The following is a 13026-nucleotide window of genomic DNA, read 5'->3' on the forward strand; positions in this document are numbered from 1 at the left end:
CGCTGAGGGGATAAGCCTCAGCGCTCTTCTTCTTTTAGGTGCGGCGCGAGCTTCACCTCCGTGAATAAGGCACGCTGGCTGGTCCGGCTGAGGGGCATGGTGGCAAACGCAGCGGCCCCGAAGGCAAACCAGGCGTGGGCCGCGCCCAGCAGTTCGCGCAGCAGTGAATTGCCAAAGCCTCCATGCGTGACCGCCAGTACGCGGTCTCCCCCGCCTTGCCAGACCAGATCCAGAGCCAGAAGGGCACGCGCACGGATGGCTGCCTGACCCTCTCCCTGTAGTGAACGCCTCCAGGTCATGCCGGAAAGTAGGAAGAGGCAGGGCTTCATCTCGTTGTACGCCGGCCAAAGACCCCTTCCGGCAAGAGGTCGGTGGTGAGATACACCCAGCGCCTCTCTCACAATCTCTGCCGTTTGCGTCCATGCCAGGGTGGAACAGTACGGTCAAAGCCCGGTGGGTGCACCTAGCAGTGCGCTGACAGAGCGTGAACCTGAGTCCGCCCCTCTCTACTCAGCGGCGAGTCGTAACGGCCCTGATGCACGCCCTCGTCGTCAGCCTGGCTGCGGCCGTGACGCAGGAGAATCAGCGGCAAGAGTCATACGGATTCCGCTGAATTGCAGCACCGCAAAGAAAGGCACCGCCTGCGCTTCCATATTGCGGAATCCGCATCTATTCCTGCTCGCTCTCCTGCGGAGCTTTTCAAGTCTGCTGCTCAGCTTTCCAGGTCCGCTCGGATTCCACCTGGCATTCTGCTCTATTCAATCGGAGTCTGTATCAGTCAGCATCCGCATATCCCCCGTAAGCGCCGCAGTGCAGACACTGAAAGAGGTAAGCCGTAGGGCTGCCGCCTTTGTCGAGCGCCTGGGAAAAGCGCGCCCACGCCTCAGCAGGCAGCGCCAGGGGTTCACGCATGGCCGCCGCGAATTGGGGGAAGCGGGCCAGTTCCGCCGCGCCAGCACGGCCAAGAAAGGCCGCTCCATCGCCGCAGTGGGTCCACCACTGCTCCTGCTGCCAGCCGGAAAATCCAGGCGTCCGGGTTGAAATAATCTGGATGACCGCCCCAGGTACCTCCTCCCAGCGGCCATACCCGCCCACGCCCGCCGCATCGGTGAACTCGGCGTCTAACCGCTCGGCGGCAGAGCCGTCAGCAATACACCAGGGGCACAGGTCCGGCCACTCTTCTTCCGCAAAGGGCGTGGACGTATAGCGGTAGCCCCGTTCCTGCTCGCAACATGGGCATTCACCGTCAAAGGGTTCAATCATGCCGGTGGCCAGTGGGTCCGGGTGGTAGCGGAAGACAGGCAGCGCCGGGTTCACCGCTTCACCGCCAGCACCACGCGCTCGCGGCGGCTGACCTCAAGCTCGGTGCAGGTCAACCGTGGATGGCCAAAAAGGGCGTCTCGTCGGGGGTCGCCCCCATACAGCGCTTCAGGCAGTCGCCCTGGCGGGCTGAAGTTGTCCATCACCAGCAGGCCGCCGGGCTTCAGACTGGCCACCAGCTCAGCCACGGCTGCCGTCTCCTTGGCTGGAGCGCAATCCGCAAAGGTCAGGTCAAAGGGGCCCCGCTCCAGGGCGCCCCGCCAGTCTCCATGCAGCACCTCAGCGCGGAGGTCGGGCGCCAGCACCTCCCAGGCCGTTTCGGCGAGTAGAGGGTCGGCCTCCACAGTCAGCAGGCGCGCGGCCCCGTCCATCCCCGCCAGCAGCCACGCCGCGCTCTCCCCCACCCCGCTGCCCAGGTCCAGCAGCCGGCCCCCCGGTTTGCTGGCGGCCAGAGTGCGCAGCAGCCGCCCCGTTTCCAGCGAGCACGAGCGGTCAAAGGATAGACGCCTGGCTTCCTGCCGCGCCACCGAAACGAGCGGGGGCAGGTCAAGACACGCCGGCAGCTCACCCCTGGCGGCCAGCACCTGCCGCAGTTGCACGTCGTCGGCCCAGGGCAGGGCGCGGGGATTGACCCAGGCCACCGGGCGCCCTTCCGGGCTGGGGTCCAGGCTCAGCAGCCGCAGCGGCCAGCAGTCGGCCGGCTCGCCGTGGGCCCCGCGCAGCGGCAGCGGCTCGCCCCTGACCTCACACCGCGCCCCCGTTTCCTCCCAGGCTTCCCGCAGCGCCGCCTCAGCCGAGGTTTCCCCTGGCTGGACCCCGCCCCCCGGAAGCGTCCAGCCGCCCCAGTCCAGGCCGGTCATCAGCACGGCGCCATCGTCCCGCTCAATCCAGGCGCAGGCGCGTCCCACACGGTTCGTGTCCGCCGAGAGGTTCAAAAACTTTGGGCTGCTCATGCCAGCACCGCCAGGGCGTGGGCAAGGGGCGCACGGAGCGCCCGCAGAGCGCTAAGGGTGCCGGCTTGATGAACCCGCTCGGCCAATGCCTCAGCTTCCGGATCTTGCGCGGCGAAGCTGTCCAGAACGGCGCTTGTTCCCCGCGCCCGCCCTTCTTCCAGCAGCGCCTGAAGCGTCAGCTGCAGGGCCAGCCGCGAGACCCCTACCGGCGCCCGCTCCACCCGAATCCCTTTCTTCACCACATACTCGTCGTCCGTCAGCAGGCGGGTACAACCCGCCCAGGGGTCTGGCGCCACGTACGCCACCGCCCGCAGGCCGCTCATGGCAATAGCCCCTGCACACTGCGGACAGGGCTGCACGGTGGTCAGCAGGGTCCAGCTGTAGCACGCCGGACGAGGCGTGGCCGCCAGATTCAGCAGCGCATTGATTTCTGCGTGGGCTAGGTCATGCCCCGCAATCACCCCGTCCACCCGCCGCGCCTCGCCCAGCCGGTTGCGCCCCCGCGCCAGAATCTGTTCCCCGGCGTCCACGACGACGGCCCCAATCGGATACGAGCCGTGCAGATAAGCGTCCCAGGCTTCAGAGAGTGCGGCGTGCCACCCAGTGCCCGGAGTTACGCCGGCCACGCACCCATCACCTGCCTCAGGCCCACAATCTTGCCTAGGTGATAACTGTTATGAACCGCCAGTGCGCGCAGAAGATCCGCCATGGTCTCGCCGGGATTGACCTCCTGTTCCAGCTGTTCCGCTGAGGAAGTCCAGGCGAGGGCCCGCGTCAGCCCAGAGAAAAACCGGTCCACCAGCGCCGTCCACTCGGCCAGGTCAGTGGGGGGCCGGCCAGGGTAACGCTCACCCGTCTGCCAGACACCCTCATACAGCGCCTCGTCCCGGTCCACCATGATGTCCTGCCAGAGCGCGGCGTGCCACAGCTCGTCGTAAATAGAGTGGGGAGCGCGGCCCGGTCTGGCGGTGACCTGGGCCAGGGTCAAGCCAGCCAGCAGGGTCCGGCGGTCTGCAAATTCGCCGTAAAAGAGGTGCTCCCAGCGGGTCACAGGGCGCCTCTGTTCTTCTCTATCAGTTCATCCAGTGCCTCGCGCAGCAGGCTGGCCTCAGTGCGGCCCAGCGCGCCTGACAGCTTGGCCAGCCGCTCCAGCTGGCTCTTGGGGTAGTAATTGCTTTTCAGCACCATCTTGCTTTCCACATAAATGCAGGCGCGGGCGCGGCCTTCCCGCTTGGCGCGGATCATGGCTTCATCGGCGGCGCGCTTGAGGTCGTCGTAGGTGGTGGCGTGGGCGGGGCGGGCGGCCAGGCCCACGCTCAGGCCCAGGCTTCTGGGCCACTGGGGGTCGCGGTGAATATGAAAATGCTTGATGACCTCGTCGAACAGAATCAGGGCCGTTTCGGCCGCCGTCTCTGGCAGGATGATGGCATATTCGTCCCCCCCAATCCGACCCACCACACTGCCACTGGGCAGGCTGCCCGACAGCAGGCGCTCGACGCTGCGTAGCACCCGGTCACCCTCACTGTGGCCCAGCGTATCGTTCAGCGTCTTGAAGTGGTCAAGGTCAAGGACCGCCAGAGTCAGAGGCGCACCTCTGAGGGCATGAAAGGCATCTTCAAAGGCAATGCGGCTAAGGGTAGCGGGGCGTGCAGCCATCATGAACCTCCTGGCCTGGGGCCGGGCGAGAGCTTATATATCTGAATAACATATATATGTCTCAAGCCATAGAATGCAAGCGCATATGCGAAACCGCCCTCCCAGCGCACCTTGAGCGCACCACACTCAGATTCTCAGATTCAAAGATTTGACAATTTTCTTACGAGAGGACTACTCTTGCGTGCGGAACGGCAAAAACTCGCCGGAATGTCCGGCCGGGTGCGCCCCATATCCCATCTCTCAGGAGGACACAACATGCTGAAACCTTTAGGTGACCGCGTTCTGGTTGAAATTATCGAGGAAGCCGAGCAGAAGACGGCCGGCGGCCTGTACGTCCCCGACACCGCCAAAGAAAAGAGCCAGCGCGGCAAAGTGATCGCCGTGGGCAACGGCAAGGTGCTGGACAATGGCACCCGCGTGGCGCTGGACGTTAAAGAAGGCGACACCGTGTACTTCGCCAAGTACGGCGGCACGGAAGTCAGCCTGGAAGGCAAGAACTACTCCATCCTCGCCGAACGCGACATCCTCGCCATCGTCGAGTAAGCGGGCGCGGGCCCTGACCGGCTCGCCTCAGCTTCCGGCCCTTTTTCCCTCTCTGAAGTCTTTAAGGAGCACCCATCATGGCTAAACAGCTCGTGTTTGATGAAGCCGCCCGCCGCAGCCTGGAACGCGGCGTCAATGCCGTCGCCAACGCCGTCAAAGTGACCCTGGGGCCCCGTGGCCGCAACGTGGTCATCGAGAAGAAGTTCGGCAGCCCCACCATCACCAAGGACGGCGTGACCGTCGCCAAGGAAGTGGAGCTGGAAGACAAGCTGGAGAACATCGGCGCCCAACTGCTGAAAGAAGTCGCCAGCAAGACCAACGACATCACCGGGGACGGCACCACCACCGCCACCGTGCTGGGTCAGGCCATCGTGAAAGAAGGCCTGCGCAACGTCGCCGCCGGCGCCAACCCCCTGGCCCTGAAGCGCGGCATTGACAAGGCCGTGGCCGCTGCGATTGAAGAAATCAAGGCGCTGGCCGTGCCGGTGGAAGACAGCGACGCCATCAAGAAGGTCGCGGGCATCTCGGCCAACGACGATCAGGTCGGCGAAGAAATTGCCTCTGCGATGGACAAGGTGGGCAAAGAAGGCGTCATCACCATCGAAGAAAGCAAGGGCTTTGACACCGAAGTGGACGTCGTCGAAGGCATGCAGTTCGACAAGGGCTTCATCAACCCCTACTTTGTGACCAACCCCGAGAAGATGGAAGCTGTCCTCGAAGACGCTTACATCCTGATCAACGAGAAGAAGGTCAGCAACCTCAAGGACATGCTGCCTATTCTGGAAAAGGTCGCCCAGACCGGCCGTCCCCTGCTGATCATCGCCGAAGACGTGGAAGGCGAAGCCCTGGCCACCCTGGTCGTCAACAAGCTGCGCGGCACCCTGAACATTGCTGCCGTGAAGGCGCCCGGTTTCGGTGACCGCCGCAAGGAAATGCTGCGCGACATTGCCGCCGTGACCGGCGGGGAAGTCGTCAGCGAGGACCTGGGCCACAAGCTGGAAAACGTCACCATGGATATGCTGGGCCGCGCCGCGCGCATCCGCATCACCAAGGACGAAACCACCATCGTGGACGGCAAGGGCGAGCAGAGCGGTATTGACGCCCGCGTCAACGCCATCAAGGGCGAACTGGACACCACCGACAGCGACTACGCCAAGGAAAAACTCCAGGAGCGCCTGGCCAAGCTGGCCGGCGGCGTGGCCGTGATCCGCGTCGGGGCCGCCACCGAAACCGAACTGAAGGAAAAGAAGCACCGCTACGAGGACGCCCTGTCCACCGCCCGCTCGGCTGTGGAAGAAGGCATCGTGGCTGGCGGCGGCACCACGCTGCTGCGCATCATCCCCGCTGTCCGTAAGGCCGCCGAAAGCCTCAGCGGCGACGAAGCGACCGGCGCGCGCATCCTGATCCGCGCTCTGGAAGAGCCCGCCCGCCAGATCGCCGCCAACGCCGGCGAAGAAGGCAGCGTCATCGTGAACGCCGTGATTAACAGCGATAAGCCCCGCTACGGCTTTAACGCCGCGACCGGTGAGTACGTGGACGACATGGTCGCCGCTGGTATCGTGGACCCCGCCAAGGTGACCCGCACCGCGCTGCAGAACGCCGCCAGCATCGGCGCGCTGATCCTGACCACCGAAGCCATCGTCAGCGACAAGCCCGAGAAGGCCGCCCCTGCGCCAGCCGGTGGCCCCGACATGGGCGGGATGGACTTCTAAACCAACGCAACTCCGGCGTGAACGGCACAGGTGCTGGGACTCTCTCCCACTGCTGAACCCCACACGCCAGCCGCCCACCTTCTCCGGTGGGCGGCCTCGTTTTGGTGTTGTGGCTGGACTCTGGAGGTCCGCAAAGGTGCTCCGATGTTCCCTGCTGCTGTAGCAAAGACCCCACGCTGCGGCGCTAGACACCACCTCCCTCAGCGCCGCTATAGGCTCTCGTACAGAGTTTTCTCTTCAAAACGCCATCACTGGCCCGAGGCAGCCCCGCCGCATCAGCGCCCCCTAATTGTCGGGCAACTGACGCACCGGCAGCTTCACCCAGCCCCGGCGAGAGAGCCAGCGCAGCGCCACGACTACCAGCGCGCCGCCACACTGCGCCTGAAATGGCGTGACATGTGGGTGGAGCGCCCAGACCGTCAGCGCGCCTGCCGCTGCCGCCGTGGCATACAGCTGCTCGCTGCGGTACATGATTTCCGGCACCTCGTTGGCGATCAGGTCCCGAATCACGCCGCCGCCCACGCCCGACAGCATGCCGGCAAACACCACGCCCAGCGGCCCCAGCCCAATGTTGATGGCCCCCAGGGCCCCCGACGCAGCGAACAGCGCCAGCCCCGCCGTATCGAACACCCTCAGGGTACGTTCAAAGCGGGCCAGGCGCGCGCCAAACAGGAAGGCCAGCCCGGACCCCAGCAGCGCCGCCCACAGGTACGTTTCATCGCGCAGAAACAGGGGCGGCGTCTGCCCGGTCAGGGTGTCGCGGATGGCCCCGCCGCCCACCGCCGTGACGCAGCCCAGCACCATCACACCCAGCAGGTCAAAGCGCTTGCGAATCCCCAGCAAGGCGCCGGACAGCGCAAACGCCAGCACCCCAATCAGGTCCAGGGCGCGCAGCCCCGCTTCCAGGGTCACAGGTGACCATTCCAGCTCATGCACGCTGCCCACTGTAGCCCTGGCGCGCGCCAGTCCGGGCAGGATCAGGTGGCCTGAAGCCCTACAGCGTCCGGTGTGATATACTCCCGGCTGTTGTCTCGCGCCTGTCCCAGTAGTGGGGGCGGTCCGAGAATCGCGCCCCGGCGAGAAACGCCGTGCGGCCCAGGAGAGACCAAAATGGCCAAGCACCCCGTTCCCAAGAAGAAGACCAGCAAGAGCAAGCGCGACATGCGCCGCAGCCACCACGCCCTGGTGGCCCCTAACCTGAGCGAGTGCCCCCAGTGCCACGCCAAGAAGCTCAGCCACCACATCTGCCCCAGCTGCGGCTACTACGACGGCCGTCAGGTGCTGGCGGTTTAACCCCGCTATTCAGCACAGCGCCCCCACTGCTGGAGGCGCTGTTCTTTATGCAAAGGCGTGACGCGCATGGCCAGGAGAGCCACATCAAAAGCGGCGCCCAGCGCCGTCCCAGAGGAACACACCGTGCCCGGTAGACTGGGCTTGACGCCGCGTGTATATCGGGGTATCCTTTTCTTATCACCGTCCAACAAGGGCGGCTTTTTTATTATGGCTGACTCTTCACGCGCGGGCCTGACTAACCCCGTGAGGAAACTGGAAGGAGCGCCGCCGTAGCATCAGGTATGGCGACCCCTGACCCGGCCCGCTGGCGCCTGACCGAAAGTGGGCGGCGCCGCGCACGGCTGTGGATTACTGGGCTGGCCAGCGCCGGTCAGCTCGGCGCGGCCCTGCTGCTCCGCCGCGCCGGGTCGGCGCAGATATGGGAACCGCTGCTGGGCGGGGTGCTGTGCGCCGTGGCCTGCGCGCTGGTGGCCAGTTCGCGCATTCCGTGGCGCTGGGTGGATATCGGGCTGCTGGTGGCCGCCACCCTGAGCGTGGGAGGCCAGCTGCTGACGCATGACACGGGCGCGCCGCTACCCCCCAGCGTGCAGTTTGCTGGCGTCTTTCTGTTTCTGACTGGATTTATCGTGCTGCCGGTAGGCTGGGGGGCGCTGTATGCCGGGGGCGTGCTGGCGGTCTACAGTGCCGTCCTGCTGCGCAGCGGCGACCTGACGGCCCTGTGGCAGCTGGGCCTGGCCGGGCTCCTCAGCGCGTACCTGTCGGCCTTTGGCCGCACCATTTCAGCCGAGCGGGCCGAAGCCGAGGCCTTCGAGCGCCTGGCTCTGACCGACCCCCTGACAGGGCTGGACAACTGCCGCGCCATGATGGCCCGCCTTCAGAAAGCCGCGCACACCGGACAGCCGGTCACGGCGCTGCTGCTGGATATTGACCGCTTTAAGGGCATCAATGACCGCCTGGGGCACGATGTGGGGGACGAGGTGCTGCGCGAGGTGGGCCGGCGGCTGCGGGCGGCCGTGGGCACACACGGCGCGGTGGCCCGCTGGGGCGGCGAGGAATTTCTGGTTCTGCTGGACGGCGCCGCGTCGGCCCAGGCCACCGGACAGGCGCTGCGTCAGGCAGTGCGGGCCGCACCGATGGCCGGCGGCGTCACCGTGACCGTCAGTTTGGGCGGCGCGGCGCTGCGCGAGGTGGGCACCGTGGGCGAACTGCTGAAACTTGCTGACGCCCGGCTGTATGTCGCCAAGAGCAGTGGCCGTGACCGCGCCGAGCTGAGTGTGCCCCAGCTGCATGAAGTGCAGATCCAGACCCTGGCCTGAGGGTCAGCACCCTGTGACCTCCCAGGGTCTGCACCCACTGCGACACCGCTGAAAAAGGCGGCCAGGGAACTTCTGACTGGAGGGTTCCGTACCTGGCCGCATGGAATTCACCTGGACAGCCAGCACGGAACGGGAACTGGACGCACGAGGGTCCAAGCTGCAAGTGCTGGAGTACAGCGCGGCGCCGATGGAACCGCCGGTGAGCGGCTACCATCAGCCCCTTTCGCGCCCCGGACGCTGGCGCCAGCTGGCTGTGCATGTGACAGGACAGCCTGGGAGCGCCGTGCTGGAACCTGGCGCGCTGCAATACCTGCGCGGCGACCTCGACATGCAGGCGGTCAATGCGGGCGGCGGTAGCGGTCTGGGTGGGTTCCTGCGCGGAGCCGTGACCGCCGCCGCGACCGGCGAAGGCCTCTATAAAACCGCTTACAAGGGCAGCGGCATCCTCTACACCGAGCCCACCCGCCTGCACCTTTTGCTGGGCGAACTGCGCGGCGAGTCGCTGATCGTGGATGACGGCGCTTTCGTGGCCTGTGTGGGCGACGTGCAGGTGGGCCGCCACATCAACCACGGTTTTGCCCAGGCGGTAGGCAGCGGCGAGGGCCGGGTGCAGCCCAAGTTGAGCGGCAGCGGCCTCTTTGCCTTGCAAAGCCCCGTGCCACCCGAAGAATTTCAGGTCCTGGAACTGAACAACGAGACTCTGAAGGTGGACGGCAATCTGGTGGTGGCTTATACCGATGGCCTGGAGTTCAAGGTGGAACGCAGTGCGCGCGGCCTGCTGGGCAGCGGCAAAACCGGCGAGGGCTTTGTGCAGGCCTACCGGGGCACTGGCCGGGTATGGCTGGCGCCTACCCTGCCCCTTCACCTAAGTTAAAAGCGGCAAACATATGGAACAGACACGCGGCGAACTGGCCGCGTTGTTTGTTGGGGCGAATGAAGCGGTCGGTGCTTCTGGAGAACAGCGAATCAAACGGAAAATAGGTCAACCCCAGCACGACACTGTTCAATCCAACTTCTGTGCGTTGTGTATGAAGCGGGGCCCATGCACCAGAGCCGGGTGCCTGGCCTTGCGCTGCAAACAGGCCAGTGGGCGGGGAACCTCTGGGCCAATTGGCGCAGGACGGGCGCGTGGAGCGTCACTATGCTGAACATACGACCTCCCCGAGGTTCAGTTGGCGAACCGACCCGGCTCGCTCCAGCCTCTGCGCGGCCTCCGCTGATTCGCCTGCCCGGACAGGCGCCGCCGCCCCACGCCCCCGTTCTCCGGCTTACCATGACCATTCCCGACCCGCTGACCCTCTGGCGAGAGCTGGAGGCCGCCGTCCGCCATACCCTCACCCACAATGAACTGGCCCAGGGCGGCTTGCTGATCGCCCTGCTCAGCGCCGTCGCCGTGCAGGCCCGCAGCGTGCCGGCACAGACGGTTGGGTGGCTTAAGGGCCGCTTTACCGTCACGCTGGACGTGCAGGGCGACGACCCCGCCTTTCCGTGGCTGGCCGCCTGGCTGGCGGCGCAGCCGGTGGGGCGGCACCTGCGCCATCTAGGCGTCGTGACCCGCTTTAACGAGCAGATGGGCGGCCAGAACCTCTGCCTGGGCACCGACCGCGACGGCGACGAGGTCAACGTGCGCCTGGTGCCGCTGAGCGGCCAGGTGCTGCTGCGCTACCGGGGCCACTGGATGCTGGCCCGCCCGGCCCGCACCCAGCGCCAGGCGCAGGGCCGAGCATCTGGCGGCTTTGACCACAGCCTAACGTTCCGGCTGCTGTCGGGCGCGCGTCACCTCATCCCCGACCTGCTGCGCGACGCCTACCAGGCCACTGCCGGACAAGGCGACGGCCGCATCGAGATCCACGTGCCCAGCTACGACAGCTGGAGCCTGGCCGAACGCCGCCTGGCCCGTCCGCTGGGGAGTCTGATGTACGACGGCACACTGCTCGACAGCCTGCAGGGCGACCTGCACAGCTTTTTTCAGGACCGCGAGTGGTACGCCGATATGGGGATTCCTTACCGGCGCGGCTACCTGCTGCACGGCCCGCCCGGTAACGGCAAAAGCAGCCTGGTGGCGGCACTGGCCGGCGCTTACGGCCTGAACGTCTGCGTGCTCAATCTGGCCAGCCCAGAACTGACCGACGACCGCCTGAACACCCTGCTGGGAAGCCTGCCCCGACGCGCCCTGCTGCTGCTGGAAGACATTGACGCCGTGTTTGTGGGCCGCGAGGCGCGCGCCCCGACCGTCAAACTGTCCTTCAATGGCCTGCTGAATGCCCTAGACGGCGTGGCGGCGGGCGAGGGCCGCGTGACCTTCATGACCACCAACGACCTCGCCGGACTGGACCCGGCCCTGATTCGGCCCGGCCGCGCCGACCGGCACCTGCACCTGGGCAACGCCTCGCCCACCCAGGTCGCCGGGATGCTCCGCCGCTTCTGGCCCGCCTGGACCAGCGAACAGGTGGACGCCCTGGCCACACGCGTGCCGGGCGGGCTGCTGAGTATGGCCCGCGTGCAGGAATTTCTGCTGGAACGCCGTGCCGACGAAGACGCCGTGATGCGCGACTGGGCCGGGCTGGTGGGCACCCCCTGTCCCACCAGCCTGAAGCTGGCCGCAGCCGGCTGAGACGGACTCGCCGAGCGAGCAAGAGAGCGTAGGAATCTCACGGTATGACGGCGCAGACGGTCACCTCCCGGCTGTGCCGTCCCTTATCAGTGCCACTTGCCTGCACGCTCCAGCGCCCTGGCCGGCGGCCCCGTGCCAGCATAGGGCCGGATGCTGAACGCCCTGGGGACCGTCTTGCTGCCCGTCTTCGTGGTGGCGGGGCTGGGGGCGCTGCTGTCCAGCCGGCTGCCCATAGACCAAGCCACGGTGGCCCGCCTGACGCTGTATCTGCTGTCTCCGGCGCTGGTGCTGAACGTGCTGCTGACCACGCCCATTCAGGCAGGCGAAATCCTGGCCCTGGGCACGGCCTACGCCCTGACGGTGGCCGGGTGCCTGGCGCTGGGCTGGCTGTGCGGTCTGGGGGCGCCGCAAGCCGAGCGGCGCAGCCTGATGGCAAGTGTCAGCCTCTGGAACAGCGGCAACATGGGCCTGCCCATCGCCCTGTTTGCGTTTGGCCAGACTGGCTTTGCCCAGGCGACCCTCCTGTTTCTGATGTCCTTTGTGACGGTGTATCTGGTCGCGCCGCTGGTGTACAGCGCTGGCGTGCGGACCGAGGGTCAGCCGCGCGCTGGGCTGGGCGCCGGGCTGCTAAATATGGTGCGCTTGCCAGCAGTCTGGATGGTCGGTCTGGGGGTGGTGTTGCGGGCCCTGAACGTGACCCTGCCTACAGGTCTGGCCCGCAGCGTCGAACTGCTGGCCCAGGCCACGCTGCCGGTGGTCCTGCTGTCACTGGGCCTGCAACTGGGCGCAGGAGGTTGGCCTCGCCTGACCCAGCGCGTGTGGCTGGCGGTCGCTGCGCGGCTGATGGGTGGGCCGCTGCTGGCGCTGGGGGCCGGCTGGCTGTGTGGCTTGGATGGTCAGGCGCTGGCGGTCTTGGTGCTGTCGGCCAGTATGCCCACGGCGGTCAATGCCCTGCTGATGGCCCGCGAGTACGGCAGCGACGCCGAAACGGTGGCGCGCGCCGCCTTTCTGAGTACCCTGCTGAGTCTCCCCACCGTAGCCGGGGTGGTGGCTCTGCTGCCCCGCCTGGGCTGAAGATCAGTGCATAAGCGCGCCCGAGGGGGCTAAGGAGAGCCGTCCAGCACAGGGTTTTCTGACCCCTCGGTTGAGCCTTGACGCACGGTGCATACCGCGCTATGCTCTTCCTATCACCGTCCGAGAAGGGCGGATTTTTGTTGTAGGTCTCTCGGCGGCGAATCTGAACAAGGCACCACTTTAGAGGCAACCTGCATACGCACCTTCTTCAACGGTCACTTCCACGCTGTGCTTGACAGGCTTTTTCACGTCGTCTGGCTGGACTTGACTCCGGCTGCATATCGCGCTATCTTAATTTCATCACCGCCCAAGAAGGCGGGTTTTTTATTTTGGTCAGCTTGTGGGCCTGACAGGCCGCTGTCAGAACGCCGGTACACACTAGAGGCAATGCGAATCCCTGGCTTTCGGAGTCTCCGGCAGGCGAAAGTGGAGTGGCGGGTCAAGTACAGCAATCGCTGCAATGGCGGGCGCACGGGCCGGGTCAAGGTGCGCGTTCCCAAGCCGCACCGGCGCGGGGCGTAGGGCAGGCCACCCGGCGCATGTGG

Annotated in this window: 16 protein-coding genes; 8 read left to right on the forward strand and 8 right to left on the reverse strand. The window is 66.1% G+C overall.

Features of this window, described 5'->3' with window-relative positions:
- Nucleotides 1–17: 17 nt before the first annotated feature.
- From K7W42_RS04300 to K7W42_RS04330, 7 genes are all read right to left on the reverse strand, one after another.
- On the reverse strand, nt 18–299 hold the full coding sequence (locus K7W42_RS04300; RefSeq protein WP_224572583.1) for a histidine phosphatase family protein: 282 nt from the start codon (nt 297–299) through the stop codon (nt 18–20).
- A 164-nt stretch (nt 300–463) separates the two neighbouring features.
- Entirely contained in the window at nt 464–541 is a 78-nt protein-coding gene (locus K7W42_RS23200; protein ID WP_369411320.1) for a hypothetical protein, read from the reverse strand.
- A gap of 233 nt (nt 542–774) precedes the next feature.
- Nucleotides 775–1317, reverse strand: coding sequence for a CbrC family protein (locus K7W42_RS04310; RefSeq protein WP_224572588.1), 543 nt, complete (start codon nt 1315–1317; stop codon nt 775–777).
- On the reverse strand, nt 1314–2273 hold the full coding sequence (locus tag K7W42_RS04315) for an NUDIX domain-containing protein (RefSeq protein WP_224572590.1): 960 nt from the start codon (nt 2271–2273) through the stop codon (nt 1314–1316). The genes K7W42_RS04310 and K7W42_RS04315 overlap by 4 nt, the downstream gene beginning before the upstream one ends.
- The gene (locus K7W42_RS04320; RefSeq protein ID WP_224572592.1) at nt 2270–2899 is read right to left on the reverse strand and encodes a nucleoside deaminase; all 630 of its coding nucleotides are present in this window, start codon (nt 2897–2899) and stop codon (nt 2270–2272) included. Before K7W42_RS04320 ends, K7W42_RS04315 begins: the two co-directional genes overlap by 4 nt.
- Entirely contained in the window at nt 2887–3324 is a 438-nt protein-coding gene (locus tag K7W42_RS04325) for a DinB family protein (RefSeq protein WP_224572594.1), read from the reverse strand. Before K7W42_RS04325 ends, K7W42_RS04320 begins: the two co-directional genes overlap by 13 nt.
- On the reverse strand, nt 3321–3929 hold the full coding sequence (locus K7W42_RS04330; RefSeq protein WP_224572652.1) for a GGDEF domain-containing protein: 609 nt from the start codon (nt 3927–3929) through the stop codon (nt 3321–3323). The genes K7W42_RS04325 and K7W42_RS04330 overlap by 4 nt, the downstream gene beginning before the upstream one ends.
- Nucleotides 3930–4184: 255 nt before the next feature.
- Between K7W42_RS04330 and groES the strand changes: the two genes are divergently transcribed.
- Together groES and groL are read left to right on the forward strand one after the other, a co-directional pair.
- A complete protein-coding gene (gene groES, locus K7W42_RS04335) occupies nt 4185–4472 on the forward strand; it encodes a co-chaperone GroES (RefSeq protein ID WP_157459804.1) in 288 nt (95 codons plus the stop codon).
- A gap of 77 nt (nt 4473–4549) precedes the next feature.
- Nucleotides 4550–6184: a chaperonin GroEL gene (gene groL, locus K7W42_RS04340; RefSeq protein WP_224572596.1), complete on the forward strand. Its 1635-nt coding sequence runs from the start codon at nt 4550–4552 to the stop codon at nt 6182–6184.
- A gap of 285 nt (nt 6185–6469) precedes the next feature.
- On the opposite strand, the gene K7W42_RS04345 is transcribed toward groL, so the two are convergent.
- Nucleotides 6470–7120: a trimeric intracellular cation channel family protein gene (locus K7W42_RS04345; protein WP_224572599.1), complete on the reverse strand. Its 651-nt coding sequence runs from the start codon at nt 7118–7120 to the stop codon at nt 6470–6472.
- 174 nt (nt 7121–7294) lie between these two features.
- Between K7W42_RS04345 and rpmF the strand changes: the two genes are divergently transcribed.
- From rpmF to K7W42_RS22900, 6 genes are all read left to right on the forward strand, one after another.
- Entirely contained in the window at nt 7295–7477 is a 183-nt protein-coding gene (rpmF, locus tag K7W42_RS04350; protein WP_107137128.1) for a 50S ribosomal protein L32, read from the forward strand.
- Between the two features lie 281 nt (nt 7478–7758).
- On the forward strand, nt 7759–8793 hold the full coding sequence (locus K7W42_RS04355; RefSeq protein WP_224572600.1) for a GGDEF domain-containing protein: 1035 nt from the start codon (nt 7759–7761) through the stop codon (nt 8791–8793).
- 100 nt (nt 8794–8893) lie between these two features.
- Nucleotides 8894–9667 (forward strand): AIM24 family protein, encoded by a 774-nt coding sequence (locus tag K7W42_RS04360; RefSeq protein WP_224572601.1) that lies wholly within the window; start codon nt 8894–8896, stop codon nt 9665–9667.
- A gap of 399 nt (nt 9668–10066) precedes the next feature.
- The gene (locus K7W42_RS04365) at nt 10067–11407 is read left to right on the forward strand and encodes an AAA family ATPase (protein WP_224572602.1); all 1341 of its coding nucleotides are present in this window, start codon (nt 10067–10069) and stop codon (nt 11405–11407) included.
- 150 nt (nt 11408–11557) lie between these two features.
- The gene (locus K7W42_RS04370; protein WP_224572603.1) at nt 11558–12481 is read left to right on the forward strand and encodes an AEC family transporter; all 924 of its coding nucleotides are present in this window, start codon (nt 11558–11560) and stop codon (nt 12479–12481) included.
- Between the two features lie 387 nt (nt 12482–12868).
- Nucleotides 12869–13003, forward strand: a complete 135-nt coding sequence (locus K7W42_RS22900) for a hypothetical protein (protein ID WP_255639021.1) — start codon at nt 12869–12871, stop codon at nt 13001–13003.
- Nucleotides 13004–13026 lie beyond the last annotated feature (23 nt).

This window comes from Deinococcus betulae (assembly GCF_020166395.1).
Lineage (GTDB): Bacteria > Deinococcota > Deinococci > Deinococcales > Deinococcaceae > Deinococcus > Deinococcus betulae.

Excerpts from the sequence above, each read along its gene's own strand:
- K7W42_RS04300 (WP_224572583.1), bottom strand. The coding sequence starts at position 299 with ATGACCTGGAGGCGTTCACTACAGGGAGAGGGTCAGGCAGCCATCCGT.
- K7W42_RS04315 (WP_224572590.1), bottom strand. The coding sequence starts at position 2,273 with ATGAGCAGCCCAAAGTTTTTGAACCTCTCGGCGGACACGAACCGTGTG.
- K7W42_RS04330 (WP_224572652.1), bottom strand. The coding sequence starts at position 3,929 with ATGGCTGCACGCCCCGCTACCCTTAGCCGCATTGCCTTTGAAGATGCC.
- groES (WP_157459804.1), top strand. The coding sequence starts at position 4,185 with ATGCTGAAACCTTTAGGTGACCGCGTTCTGGTTGAAATTATCGAGGAA.
- groL (WP_224572596.1), top strand. The coding sequence starts at position 4,550 with ATGGCTAAACAGCTCGTGTTTGATGAAGCCGCCCGCCGCAGCCTGGAA.
- rpmF (WP_107137128.1), top strand. The coding sequence starts at position 7,295 with ATGGCCAAGCACCCCGTTCCCAAGAAGAAGACCAGCAAGAGCAAGCGC.
- K7W42_RS04355 (WP_224572600.1), top strand. The coding sequence starts at position 7,759 with ATGGCGACCCCTGACCCGGCCCGCTGGCGCCTGACCGAAAGTGGGCGG.
- K7W42_RS04360 (WP_224572601.1), top strand. The coding sequence starts at position 8,894 with ATGGAATTCACCTGGACAGCCAGCACGGAACGGGAACTGGACGCACGA.
- K7W42_RS04365 (WP_224572602.1), top strand. The coding sequence starts at position 10,067 with ATGACCATTCCCGACCCGCTGACCCTCTGGCGAGAGCTGGAGGCCGCC.
- K7W42_RS04370 (WP_224572603.1), top strand. The coding sequence starts at position 11,558 with ATGCTGAACGCCCTGGGGACCGTCTTGCTGCCCGTCTTCGTGGTGGCG.
- K7W42_RS22900 (WP_255639021.1), top strand. The coding sequence starts at position 12,869 with ATGCGAATCCCTGGCTTTCGGAGTCTCCGGCAGGCGAAAGTGGAGTGG.